The organism is Aureitalea sp. L0-47, from assembly GCF_026126405.1.
GTDB lineage: Bacteria > Bacteroidota > Bacteroidia > Flavobacteriales > Flavobacteriaceae > Pukyongia.
Genome location: NZ_JAFMTQ010000011.1, coordinates 22,437 through 36,164 on the forward strand (window position 1 = coordinate 22,437; position 13,728 = coordinate 36,164).

The window sequence follows — 13,728 nt, forward strand, 5'->3', positions numbered from 1 at the left end:
AAATGAACTAATTGAAAATACGTTTATGCCAGGGTTTCTTTTCCTGCCCATACACGTATCCATATTTATTTCCGTAACCGAAATTATTCTCGCTAACCCCGTTCAAGACAACTCCGATGTTCTTGAGTTTGTTTTCTCTTGACGCTTCAGTAACAAAACCAACCAGTCGTTTTTCGGTATAATCCGCTCGAACTACGTATAAGGTCATATCTGCTATAGAACTGATCAACAATGTATCAGTAACCACCATGGATGGAGCTGTGTCCACAATTACATAGTCGAATTTCGATTTGAGCTCGTTGAAGAATTGAACTGCCCGTTCCCTCATCAGTAATTCAGCTGGGTTCGGTGGTATTGCACCGGAGAGAATTATATTCAGGGAATCCAGGTTATCGCTTTTAGCTATGATCGAATCCAGGGTAACGGATTCATCGGCTATATATTCAGTAAGACCTTGGAAGGATTTATCCCTATCTGCAAGGTAGCGGTGCAATTGAGGATTCCTAATATCCGCACCCACCAGAACTACCTTTTTTCCTGTCAGTGCCAGGGTTGTGGCCAGGTTGTATGCCACAAATGTCTTTCCTTCGTTGGTAATAGATGATGTTACAAACATGGTGAAGCCCTGGTCCGTTTTCACTCCTGTATTACGTCTGTAATACTGTATGTTGGTTCGAAGTATTCTGAAGGACTCAGCAAGAATACTTCGGTCGTTAGGCCCTACGAAGTCTTGGGTGTTTTTTGAAATCTTCGGAATCTCTCCTAGTATACCTATGGATCCTAATAGTTTCTCCAGTTCTTCGCGGTTTGGAATCTTATTGTTAAAGATTGAAGTTAGGTAGATGATCGTAAATGGCAATAATAGACCCAGTACCAAAGTAATAAAATAGATCATCAGTCTGTTTGGAGATACCGGTTCCTGGCTGCTGTAACCACTGTCCACTATCTTTGCCTTAGTGGCATTCGCGGCCAACGAGATTAAGGATTCCTCACGTTGCTGTAGAAGGAAGAGGAATAATTGCTCCTTTATCGATTGCTGTCTTTCTATATCCCGGTAAATTCGTTCTTTCGCGGGAACTTCCTGAATTTTTCTGTTGAGTCTGGATTCGCCATAATTTAAATCTTTAAGTGACACCCGATAACCATTCCTACTATTCTTCAGGGATTGTAGAATTGATGCACGAAGCTGATCAATTTGGTTGTTAAGCGTTACAATTACCGGGTTCTTAGTGGTTGAAGATTTTAACAAGCGGTTTCGTTCCAACAGCAGTTGATTGTAATCGTTAACATTCACAACCACATCTTCGCTCTGTAATCCTATATTTGAAGGTAATAGTTCATTTTCATTTTCCGTTTCCATATAGTCGATCATGGTATTGATCAATTCCAGTTGAGTAGTAACACTTAGTTGCTGTTTCTCAAACTCACTGGCACTCTCTAGTATGATACCGGCTTCGGTTTGAATATCTGTAAGGCGATTGGTGCTCTTAAATTCCTCCTTGTCAAGCTCTACGGAATCGAGCTCTTTTGTAATTATATCGAGTCTCGAATCAACAAACTTAAGTGTTCTCCGAGTGATTTGATTTCGGTCATTTACCGCATCATTATTATACTCATCTATAAGTTCATTTATAAAATCTTTCCCTTTTTCGGGAATAGGTGTTGAATAGGACAGTTCAATCACATGGCTATTGAGAACTTCATTCAGTAAAGTGAGATTGTTCTGATAATGTAAAGCTAACGACTCCTCATCGGTGTATGTAACCGTTACGGTCTCCTGCTTGTATTTATTGAATATCTCAACATCTTCAAGATTGGGAAGGACAATGATACTTGCAAAGTCAAATTGAATACGATCCCCGAATTTATGTGTAGCCCGTTCTGAATCATCAGTAGAAATAACGAAAGTTTCTTCGTCCTGAATTTCGATGTTGAGCACTGGCATCGGCTTTCCTTTAAGTTCTTTTCCTGAATCAAGGAATTGAACGGTAAATGGCAGATTTCCATATAGTTCCGAAGTTTTAACATTCCCAACAGCGCGATACACTGTATTCAGTTTCAACTCTTTTATCACATTAGTTATCAAACGCTTGGATGTGAATATGGCGATCTCATCCTCTATCTTACTATTTCCATATCGAGACATGAAATTGCCGATCTCTGGAATTGCCGACAACTCAAGGAATCCACTGCTGTTCCTTTCGTCTTTGATGATCACTTTGGCCTTCACCTCATATACAGGAGTAGCGTAACGCAGGAACAGATAGCCACCGGTAAGAGTAATAAGGCAGCCTATCACGAACCAGTACCAAAGGCGTATATATACTTTTAACCCATCCTGCAGCGGATGTTCAACCGTTGTTTGATGATCGTTTGAATTCATATTAACGAGTAATGATTATCACAGCACTTAGAACAACAGTAACGAGTGATAGTAGTGCGGGTATGTCCGGGATGAATCCGGATTTCTTGACCCCTCTCAATGAGGGTTCTACATAAATCACATCATTTTGTTTCAAAAAGAAGAAAGGACTTCCGAAGAATTCCGTTCCGGTAATATCTATTTTACTTACCACTCTTTTTCCGTCTTCTTCTCGAATTACAGTAATGTTATTCCGATCACCGTCCGCAGTGAGATCACCGGCCAGTCCAAGGGCTTCAGGCAATGTTATTCTTTCGTTCTGAATGGTGTAAACACCAGGTTTACTCACTTCACCTAAAACCGTGACCTTGAAATTGAGAATACGCACATCGACAACCACATCTGTAACGTATTCGGATAATTTCGATTTCAATAATTGCTCGATCTCCGACCTGGATTTTCCTCCAACAGGAATCGATCCTAGCACTGGAAAATTTATGGTTCCTTCAGAACTCACAAGATATCCCTGGAGAGATAGGCTCTGTGAATTAACCGCATTTTCAGCTATCCTTTCTTTATTAAAGGGTGCTACGAGCAATTCATCGAACGATGATAACGAAATATGCAGAATATCATTTGGTTCGATCAAGGGTTCAAACGCTTTTTGAATTTCGCTTTGATCAAGTGCTTCAGAATCCTGAAAATAAATGATCTCTTTCTTGGTAGCGCAGGATAATAAACTACCGATCAACAGTACTAAAAACGCCCTTCTCATGTATTGGTTTAGGTTGTGTTGCATTATAAATCTTATTGACTGCACCCCTACTAATTAGCAGCTCTATGTCTTACTTTCATTTCCACTACACCTTCTTCTTTTTTACCATCCAATGCGGAAAATTCGGAATTCTCACTGATAAACTCCGGAACCAGATCTTTCAGTAGCTGGACTACCTCGTCATCTTTTCCACGTGTGGCTAGTTTGATAATATCTTTAACCCTTTTTTTCAGATCTTCAAAGCTCTCGATGGGGGTTTTCGATATCATGATCTTCGGATGATGTGTGGGCAGCGAGGTTGATGAATCATTAAGTAATTCCTCATACAACTTCTCCCCTGGCCTCAATCCGGTTATTTCGATATCGATGTCTTCATAAGGTTCCAGCCCGGATAGACGAATCATCTTTTCCGCAAGATCCAGAATTTTTACCGGTTTACCCATATCGAATACATAGATCTCTCCACCATTCCCCATAGTGCCTGCCTGAAGTACAAGCAAACAAGCTTCAGGAATGGTCATGAAATACCGTATAATATCCTTGTGCGTTACGGTTACCGGTCCCCCTTGTGAAATTTGCTTTCTAAAATGAGGAATTACCGAGCCATTGGAGCCTAGTACATTTCCGAAACGAGTTGTAATAAACTTTGTTTTAACTCCTTCCTCGTGTTGTAGCGACTGAACGTACATTTCGGCTACACGCTTCGAGGCTCCCATAACGTTGGTTGGATTAACAGCCTTATCTGTAGAAACCATAACAAATTTGTTAATCTCGTAACTGGCTGATAAAATGGCGAGATTTACAGTACCAAGTATGTTCACATAGATTGCCTCATGCGGGTTACGCTCAATAAGCGGAACGTGCTTGTATGCGGCAGCATGGTAGATCATTTCGAATTTATACTTATTGAAAAGTAAACCCATGCGGTACATATTACTAATATCCGCGAGTTCCGTAATAAAATTCAATTTCGGATAATTCTCCCTTAGATAAAGCTCTAATTCGTGCAGGGCAGATTCAGCCTGATCAAGAATAACAACCTGTTTTGGCTCGAATTCAGCCACTTGCTTAACGATCTCACTACCAATGGAACCCGCACCCCCGGTGACAAGTATAATCCTGTCATTAAGGTCATTTTTAATAAGATTGTCGTCGATTTTTATGGGACTCCTTTCCAGGAGATCCTCAATATCAAGTGGTTTTATCTGGTTCTGAATGTCCTCTTTTTTGTTCCAGGTCTCCATGTCCGGAACATTGAATATCTGGATGCTATTGTCGATGCAGTCGTTTATAATCTGGTTCTTTCGTTTACCACTCATTCCTTCACTGATAAGAAGAATTCCGTCCAGGTCCAATCCGGATATGGTCTCAGAGAAATTTCCTTTAAGTGGGATGACCGGTTTACCGAATATCTTTAGGCGCTTTGATTCTATAGATTCAGTAAGGAAACCTACTAGTATAAAAGACTTGTCCGACTCGGTTGTAAGTGCTTTCCCTAATGAAATCGTTCTGTCGTCCAATCCAACGATGGCAACGCGCTTCTTCATTTCCCCTCTGGCACTATTTCGGAGAAATTGATAACTTTCTTTAACCGCTATTCGGAACAGCAACATCACGGTAAACGATACCAGCATATACAACAATATGGAGGTGGTAAGGAAAATCCGTTCCCCCTGGATCATATCAAAAAAGAAATTAAAACCAAGTAATGTGAGACCTGTAAACAGGGCAGAAAATGCCAACTTCAGAATATCGGTGAAGGTGGAATGACGAATAATCCCTGAATAATTTTTGAACACAAAGAAGAATACAATTTGTACGGCTAAGATTATAGCCGCTTCGCCCGGTAAACTTATATAACCCTTGAAATTAATTGGTGTACCAAGGATGATCAGGTATACAAGCACCATTGAAAAGATCGCCAGAAAAATATCGATGAGCAATACGATCCAGCGAGGAAGATAACGCTGGTCAAGTATTTTCAACCCGTTATCACCACGATATAGGTTGTTTAAGATGCGATTGGGGGTCAGCACTTCATAGATTTTGAACAAATATAACTAATATCTACAGGAATTGGGACAATGCGGTCATAATCCTTTCTTTTTCAACACTATCTAGGTTCGATCCGGATGGTAGACACAACCCTCTTTGAAACAGATCTTTGGCTATATTCCCACCATAGTACGGAGCACTTTCAAACACCGGTTGCAAATGCATTGGCTTCCACAAAGGCCGTGATTCTATCTGTTTTTCATTTAGAGCCAAGCGTATTTCTTCTGAAGTGAATCCTGTAATTCCCGGATCCACAGTGATACAAGTAAGCCAGTGATTGGAAAAATGATCCCTGGAAGGTTCCGAAAATACCTTAATACCGTTCTTGTCTTGAAATAATTCAGAATAAAATGCATGCATGGATCTCCGAAGTTTGACCCGTTCATTCAACACCTCCATTTGTCCTCGACCTATTCCAGCACAAATATTACTCAAACGATAATTATAACCAATCTCCGAATGCTGATAATGAGGCGCTTCATCTCTGGCCTGAGTAGCCAGGAAGATGGCTCGATCTATGTGTTCCGGATCTTTAGATACTAACGCACCACCCCCCGAAGTTGTTATGATCTTATTTCCATTGAATGATAGTATCGCGAGATTCCCAAAGGATCCACAATTCTGTCCCTTATAGGTGCTTCCAAGTGCCTCGGCGGCGTCTTCAATGATTGGAATATCATAGGCCTTCGAGATACTTCTCAATTCGTCAACCATATAAGGCATCCCATACAGGTGAACCGCTATTATCGCTTTAGGTTTCTTTCCCTTCGCAATTCGATCTTTTATAGCAACTTCCAAATGTTCGGGGCTCATATTCCAGCTTTCTGGTTCACTGTCTATAAAAACGGGAGTGGCACCCTGGTACACGATGGGATTGGCAGATGCAGAAAAGGTCATACTTTGGCAAATCACTTCATCACCCTGTTCTACTCCTAGTAAGATTAACGCCAGGTGTAAAGCCGCTGTACCGGAGCTTAAGGCGGCTACGAGGCATCCCTCACCCAGGTAGGTTTCCAAATCACTCTCGAAACCCGTTACGTTAGGTCCCAGCGGTGCCACCCAGTTCGTGTCGAAGGCCTCCTGAACATATAATTTTTCCTTACCTCCCATATGTGGTGAGGATAGGTATATTTGTTTTAAACTCATCTGTTTAAGGGTTTTGCCGGCATACCGACGGCAGTTGTATTGGCAGGAATGGATTTAGTCACTACAGCTCCAGCTCCCAATATTACATTCTCACCAATACTAAGGTTATTGATAATTTTCACCCCGGTTCCGGCGTAGACACATTCTTCAATTTCCACCTGCCCACTTATATTCACTGCAGGCATAAAGGAACAGAAATTCTTGATAGTGACATCATGGCCAATTGTACAAGCCAAATTCAGAGTAACAAACTCTCCTAGAACTATATCACAAGTTAAGATCGTCGCATTTGAAAGTATACAACCTTTCCCCACTGAGATATTGGCCCCATTTAATGATACGTTCGGATGTTTCAATACAGGAAAATCAAATTCCCTGAGTTTATTCACCACACGTTTTTTAGTTCCAGGGTCTCCAATGGCGAGAGCAAGGGCTGCGTTGGTATAGCCTTTCCGCAACACATCAACGCCTCCCAGAACTGGACTTCCGTTTATTATGGTACCTTTCTCAACACCATCGTCTACAAATCCAATTATTCGATATATTGATTCTTCTCTGTTTATATCGTTAATAAGCTCCTTAACTTCTCTTCCAAAACCTCCGGCTCCAATAATAATAATATCCTTCATATCAATTTCCCTTAAATCTAGTCGTTGTGGCCTGCCCTTCGCTTGTTATTCCCTCTCGTTTAAAAATTTTCTTTATCGTGAGTAACAGAATCTTAAGATCTAGAAGTAACGATTGGTTTTTTACATATTCAACATCCAATGTCAATTTCTCGGCCCAGGAAATAGCATTTCTACCGCTAACCTGTGCCAGCCCTGTGATTCCGGGCCTCACAAGATGACGCTGTTTTTGCTCGTCATTGTATAAATCAAGATATTCCGGAAGTAGCGGCCTTGGCCCAACAAAACTCATATCTCCTTTTATTACATTCAACAACTGCGGTATCTCATCCAGTGATGTTGTCCGTATAAACTTACCTATACTCGTTAGCCGGTCTTTATCACTCAATAATTCCCCCTTGTCATCTGTTTTGTTATTCATTGTTCTGAACTTAACAATGGTAAATAACTTTTCCTTCTTGCCTGGTCGTATCTGAAGAAAAAAGGGACTGCCTCCCTGAAAAATGAACAATAAGATTGCAATAATTAGAAAAATGGGGGTCATGCCGCAAAACAAGAGTGTGGCGATTGTTAAATCGAAAACTGGCTTAATCAGTTTAGCGTACATGATCCAAAATTACTAAAGATTTGCTTGTTGTCGTTCATATTCAGCCAGGATAGTATTCCACATTTTCAGACGATCATACCTTTCCACGATGCGCATTCTGGCATTGTTTTTTAATTCTTCTGAAAGTTTTTTATCCTGAAGTAGTTGCTGCATACTGCGATAGATAGATTCAGCATCCTTCACAGGGACGAGTAATCCATTTACCCCGTTCTCGATTATTTCATTACAACCATTGATATTCGAAGCGATCACGGGCAATTCCATAGCTCCAGCCTGCATCACAACATTAGGAAAACCTTCCCGATAACTTGGAAATACCATGAAATCACTAAGAGCCAGATAAATACGAACATCAGCTTGATATCCAGTACACATTATAGAAGAATGCTCATTAACTGTTCTCTGAGTATTAGCCGAAACAGGATCGAGATCATTCTCAAAAGGTCCTACGAGCAGCAATTTGCAATTATCCATTTCCTTAGCAAGTAGCTCGAACGCCCTTACCAATTCATCAATCCCCTTATCCTTCACAATTCTACCAATAAAAACGAATACAGAATCATCGCTTGAGATTCCCAATTCCTCCCGCTTTGCCCAAATTTGCTCTTTGGTAAAATGCTGTGGAGAAAAATAGTCACAGTCTATACCATTACTACTTCCTTCACCCAATACTTCAAGTTTGGAAGCTGAGCAAAATCCTTCTTCGACTATAATTTCTTTTAGACCTCTAGAATTAGGCAAGACTTTGGTAGAATAAGAATAGGTTTTCTTCTCTACAACATTCAATATTTTGCGTTTGAAGCCGCTGGCCTCCATAAGCGGGAGTCCAGCTACTGTATGCAGCCTTATTGGAACTCTAGCCAATCGCGCCGCCATCATACCTACTATTCCAGCCTTGGGTGTATGAGTATGAACTATTACGGGTTTTTCCTTCTTTAGAAACCGATAGAGCCTGTATACACAATAAAGATCCTTTAATGGTGTTATTTTCCTGGTCATTGGCAAATGATAGGTTCGAACTCCCTCTTTATTTCCATATGCATTCAATTGCTGTTTACAAGACGAAACGGCAATAACATCAAAATAGTTAGACATAAATGCAAGTTGTCCTTCCAGAAGTTTCTCCAGAGAGATGGGCACCGTTGTGATTCGCACCAATTTCCGTTTCATACTTCAGAAGTTTCTTGATTTATTTTCAACGCCGAGCTTTCCACTGTTTCGGGATTACTTTGAAGTTGTTTTGTACAATAATAGAAAAACAGCAGCAACAGCCAGACTGGTAATCTTCTCATAATATCCCCTCCCATAGCGTAGGTAAGAATTGGGATACTCCCTGCCACAAGGGCCATGGTTCCAACCAGGCTTCTTGCAATATCATATCCTAATTTAAGAATTAAGAAAAGTCCAACAATGCCGCTTTGGAGGAATACCGTAAGTAGCGTTTGATGCGAATCCCAGAATTGTCCGTTTTGATAAATATGTGCTCCCGGCCCCAGGCCAATTATCGGCGACTTAAGGCTCACCTCAATGCCTTTCTGGTACAAAGAAGATCTACCCTCCTGCAGGTCTTCAGCCCTAAACAATCCCCATAACATATCATTGATGAACTCAAGATTTAAAAGTGCTATAATAATAAGTGACACAAAGATCAATACACTTACAGGCTTTCGATAAGAGGGTTTTAAACGCTTTACGGCCATTACTCCAAAGTATAGCGCCATTCCTAACAACAAGCCTGCAATAGCCTTGAATGAACCTGTCTGAAAGGTCAGAAACGAAAAAAGCAGAATTAATAAAAATGTTAGCAGCCTTATTCCGCGTCTTTTTTCGTTTTCCAATACCAGTAGTCCCACAAAAGTCATTGGTGCCAGAAACATAGCGACATGGTGTAAGTTATTTGCAAGAGGCGAGAACCGACCGTAATAATTCAGTGGCAATCCGGCGATGGAATCTGTGACTCGGTTTAGCAAAAACAGTATAAAAAAAAGTATACCGGAAAACAGGTAGACATGCTTGAGCAGGTTATAGAAGTTTAGCTTACCACTCTGATAAAGATTCTCGATAGTAACAGATGTTAGAAAAATAAAGAGGTAGGCGGTTAGATCGAAGAATATAACCTCGTTAGGTGGTGTTTTTGAAATAGGAAACAAAAAATTGTACGTCAATCCCAGGAAGGAAACGATAATAAAAATAAACCAGAATCTGGAGAACCTAAGCCCTACAGAAAGGTTACTAATATATCCCGAGGACAGACCAACTAAAAACAGCAGCATCACACCTAACTCTCCAACGCCCAAAACCCCAAGACGTAACATCGTAAATGGCGTTAGCAGTACCGAAATCAGTAATCCAATTTCAAATGTATTTAGGCTCCAGCTACGCATTAATTTGATCGCTTACACTTTTTCGGTATAATCTGGCATTTCGTCTTGCTGAAAGAATCATTCGTATCGATTTAAAATTCAGACGTTTAATGTACCAATTGATATCTCTCTTTTTTCGCCTTTCAGTTAAATAGGTTTCAAGTAGCGAAGATCGCTTTGAGATATAAGAGTGTTTATCTTCTCGTAATGCTTCTGAATACACCCGTATCTTTTCCATGATCTCTGGCGCATTGAGTTCCATTTCTTCCTCACCAGCAAATATGGGAATTACTGAATGTCTTATTAATTTATGATCATCTATCTCCAATTCAAGGATAAAAGACTCCTTATTATTCCGAGTTTGTTTTACCAGCGGTAGTTTGGACTTACTTGTGTAGACATCATCGAAACAAAAGTTTCCAAGACTATAAGCTATTAGGCTATCGTTTACCAATTCTATACCCTGTGCCACATGTGGGTGATGCCCATAAAAAATAAAAGGACTGATACCAGAGAGTTTCCTGGCAAATTCAATATGATCGTAGTTTGGGAAATTTACATGCTCCTGGCCACAGTGAACACTAAATATTGACACATACCCCCTTCTATTGTTCTCTTCTAAGAATTCAGCTGCTCGTGAATATTCTAATTCATTTATTCCGCTCTGTGATGCAGATGCAATGCCAAGTGGATTCGTTGAATAGCAACAGAAACCACCGAGTGCAATTCTCACACCAGCTTCATCAAGTACTACTTGCTTATTATCTATACCGAAAAATCGGATATTATGCTGATCGAGTAATTGCTTAGTATATTCGTAGGATTCCTCACCGTAGTCGAAAATGTGGTTGTTTGCGAGGTTTACTGCATCCACGTTGAGGTATTTCAGCAATTCTATATTCGCGGGATCCGAGCCTATATAAGCAGATTTATATCCAAATGTTTTATGGTCCTCGGTAATAAAAGGCGTCTCGAAATTCCCAATAACGAGGTCGTAGGACTTCAGTTTTTCAGAAACCTTCTCAAAATAATCGTATAGGGACGGATTGTTCGGTAAGGAAAACCTTCCGAAAAAAGCAATATCACCTAACAATGCTACCTTCATACCTTAGCTCTACAATAGTTCTTTATTAGAGAAAATTTTCCGCTTGACTCCCTTGGAATCGTATCAACTTTTTTAATTTCTATCTTCATAGCTGATCCAAATCTGTAACGCAACTCTTTAATTATCTTTTCCTCATCCGCTGCTGTGTAGATTGCAGAGTCCACTTCTAATAGTACCTCGATGTGCATTAGATCGTGTTGAATGAACTGCATCTTGATAACGCTATTCGGGTTACCTTTTATAACATCTGCCAGGTGACTGAGACTCACTTTGAAACCGGAGTCGTTATACAAGAAATCCACTTTCCTGCCATCTATTCTGGCTACCAGAGGATGTGAGTTTCCACAAGAGCAGCTACCCGAGTCAAATGTAATAATATCTCCTATGTTATACCGAATTAGCGGTGTTCCCCTTGTAAAAAAAGAGGTCACAACCATTTCGCCCTTTTCATTACGCTCAATTACTCCCGTATCCAGATTACAATGTAAGGAACCATTGATGCATTCGGTGATAAAAGGTGCTCCCTCTGCCGAAGCGTACTGATCGTAAACAGGCGAGCTGAACGCTTTCTCTATAGTATCCCGATGGTGCTGAGTAAGACTTTCCGAAGTAGTAAATATGGCTTTTGGTGTGAAGTTAATCGTTGAGCCCGTCCTGATGATATATTCTGCTAGTTCATAAATAGCCGATACGAATCCGTTAATCACATCTGGTTTATACTCATTCAGGTTTTTAATGTATGCAGGAATAGTATCTTGTGAAATATGGAACGTTGAATATAAACGTTGCCGATAAGAGTAATTGTTCCTCCAGTACCTGCCCGATTTTTTGCCGTGAATTAACGATCTACCACTAAAAGTTGCTTTCCGGGATTTGAAAGGATTTACACCAAGTCTGAATTTAAATGCGTCCAAATAGGCCATTCGGGTTTGCATATCCTCTTTAGTGAATAAAACTTTCAATGATTTACCCGTCGTTCCTCCGGTGAATGAAACCACAGCATCCTTTTCTTTTATAGTATAGATCTTGTCAAGGTTAGCACGAACCATCTCCTTATCTATCACAGGCAATTTCTTCAGATCTGAAATAGAATTTATAGTACTTAGATCAACATCCTTGTACAACTCCCCGAAAAAAGGGCTGTGGGTTACGGCATAGTCAAGGAAATCGCGCAAGGCTTCTATCTGCAGTTCTCTTTCTGTTTCTATTGAGGTATAGTCTTTGTTCAGAAAATATTCCAGTTTTTTCCTGTATACAGTCCCATATCTCTGCCGGTATATCAGATATCCATAGGTTGAGATCACAAGATCCTGTGCCCAGACTGGTAATATTTTATAGATCCTTTTAATCATCTATTATTGACTAATTCTAATCATTTACGTAGTACACCCATATTTTTCCGGTAAAAGTAAAATGTCAATATCGCCATAAGCAATGATGTACCCAGCATGATACTGATCGCACCGTAAATATCAAACAATGGAACTATGGCCAATGCTATAAGGAAAAACAGTATGCAGCTATACAGTACTATGTTCTTATAAACCACTTCCTTGCCGATCAGCATAAGGAAATTCGGTCCGTACGTAAAACGAATAAAGATAAACATTACCATCGGCGCAAGCCACATGAAATATTCCGAGATTACCATCTTATCGGACCCGTACATGAATTCGATGATGATATCTGCAAAGAAAAACGCACCTAGTGTAAGAATAGCACCCGACGCTAGCATAATTTTACTGAAGCCACCATGTTTACTGATCTTCCTTGATAAGTAGGGCAAAAAGGTGTTAGAGATCAGAAGGCCAAGAGAATTCAGGGCGTCGATCAATTTCGTTGCGGAAGTGTAGATCCCTAAGACATAATTCGAAGTGGTTATACCGAGAAGGAAGGTGGTCGTGGTCGTGTAAAGCGTAGGTGAGAATAAAGAAATGAAAGCATGGCGCCCTACTACAATGACACCTTTCATTTCAGAAATGCTGGATCGAACTAATTTTACCTTGAAAACCGAATGAATCAACCAGAAGGAGATCAGAGTACTCAACGTCATTGCGAACGCATTGAGAAGAGGAACTAACAGGTAATCTTCAGGATTTTTCACAAGAAGTAATAAGGATATCAGGAACATTACTCTTGTGGAAAGATTGATGAAGGCTATATATCTCATTTTTTCCATTCCCTGGAAGAACCAAGACGGAAATAGTGATTGCATGGCGACAAAATAAAAGGTGTATACGTGAAGCAACCAATCCTCTCTCAGACCTGGAACCAGCAATAAAATGATTACCAGCATTACCGAGCTAAGCAGGAGAAGAACCATAGCCACCGAAAAGTATTTACTGTATACCCGGGAAAGGGTATTTGCGTTTGTGCGAGATCTGGCTATGTCCCTGACAGCAGTTATGGAATAACCATAGTGGATCAAGGCTCCAAAGTACATAACAAAAGCAAGAGAAAACTGAGTAAGTCCAAAGACATCGATACCCAACGTACGTACCAAATAAGGGAGAATGAATAGAGGAATCAGTAGGTCGAATCCCTTAACAGAAACAAGTGAGATAAAGTTGGAAATCAAACGTCTGTTATCATCCTTCCTCAATTGTCCCAAAAACTTTCTAATCATTTTGCGGTTTCCTTAGTGCGCTTTGCATGGGAGTATTATCTCCCGAAAGTGATACAGAAATAT

Annotated in this window: 11 protein-coding genes; all 11 read right to left on the bottom strand. The window is 40.3% G+C overall.

Going from position 1 to position 13,728, the window contains the following annotated elements; translation table 11 throughout:
• Positions 1-7: 7 nt before the first annotated feature.
• The 11 genes from J1N09_RS11075 to J1N09_RS11125 are packed head-to-tail and all read right to left on the bottom strand — an operon-like array spanning position 8 to position 13,665.
• Positions 8-2,383 (bottom strand): GumC family protein, encoded by a 2,376-nt coding sequence (locus J1N09_RS11075; RefSeq protein WP_265200271.1) that lies wholly within the window; start codon positions 2,381-2,383, stop codon positions 8-10.
• A 1-nt stretch (position 2,384) separates the two neighbouring features.
• On the bottom strand, positions 2,385-3,161 hold the full coding sequence (locus J1N09_RS11080; protein WP_265200272.1) for a polysaccharide biosynthesis/export family protein: 777 nt from the start codon (positions 3,159-3,161) through the stop codon (positions 2,385-2,387).
• Positions 3,162-3,187: 26 nt separating this feature from the next.
• Positions 3,188-5,173, bottom strand: coding sequence for a nucleoside-diphosphate sugar epimerase/dehydratase (locus tag J1N09_RS11085; RefSeq protein WP_265200273.1), 1,986 nt, complete (start codon positions 5,171-5,173; stop codon positions 3,188-3,190).
• Positions 5,174-5,204: 31 nt separating this feature from the next.
• Entirely contained in the window at positions 5,205-6,338 is a 1,134-nt protein-coding gene (locus J1N09_RS11090) for a DegT/DnrJ/EryC1/StrS family aminotransferase (protein WP_265200274.1), read from the bottom strand.
• A complete protein-coding gene (locus J1N09_RS11095) occupies positions 6,335-6,967 on the bottom strand; it encodes a NeuD/PglB/VioB family sugar acetyltransferase (RefSeq protein WP_265200275.1) in 633 nt (210 codons plus the stop codon). Before J1N09_RS11095 ends, J1N09_RS11090 begins: the two co-directional genes overlap by 4 nt.
• 1 nt (position 6,968) lies before the next feature.
• A complete protein-coding gene (locus J1N09_RS11100) occupies positions 6,969-7,571 on the bottom strand; it encodes a sugar transferase (protein WP_265200276.1) in 603 nt (200 codons plus the stop codon).
• A gap of 12 nt (positions 7,572-7,583) precedes the next feature.
• Entirely contained in the window at positions 7,584-8,741 is a 1,158-nt protein-coding gene (locus J1N09_RS11105; protein WP_265200277.1) for a glycosyltransferase family 4 protein, read from the bottom strand.
• Entirely contained in the window at positions 8,738-9,955 is a 1,218-nt protein-coding gene (locus J1N09_RS11110) for an O-antigen ligase family protein (RefSeq protein WP_265200278.1), read from the bottom strand. The genes J1N09_RS11105 and J1N09_RS11110 overlap by 4 nt, the downstream gene beginning before the upstream one ends.
• Entirely contained in the window at positions 9,948-11,039 is a 1,092-nt protein-coding gene (locus J1N09_RS11115; RefSeq protein WP_265200279.1) for a CapA family protein, read from the bottom strand. The genes J1N09_RS11110 and J1N09_RS11115 overlap by 8 nt, the downstream gene beginning before the upstream one ends.
• Positions 11,036-12,391 (bottom strand): phenylacetate--CoA ligase family protein, encoded by a 1,356-nt coding sequence (locus J1N09_RS11120; RefSeq protein WP_265200280.1) that lies wholly within the window; start codon positions 12,389-12,391, stop codon positions 11,036-11,038. Before J1N09_RS11120 ends, J1N09_RS11115 begins: the two co-directional genes overlap by 4 nt.
• A gap of 20 nt (positions 12,392-12,411) precedes the next feature.
• On the bottom strand, positions 12,412-13,665 hold the full coding sequence (locus J1N09_RS11125; RefSeq protein WP_265200281.1) for an oligosaccharide flippase family protein: 1,254 nt from the start codon (positions 13,663-13,665) through the stop codon (positions 12,412-12,414).
• Positions 13,666-13,728: the final 63 nt, after the last annotated feature.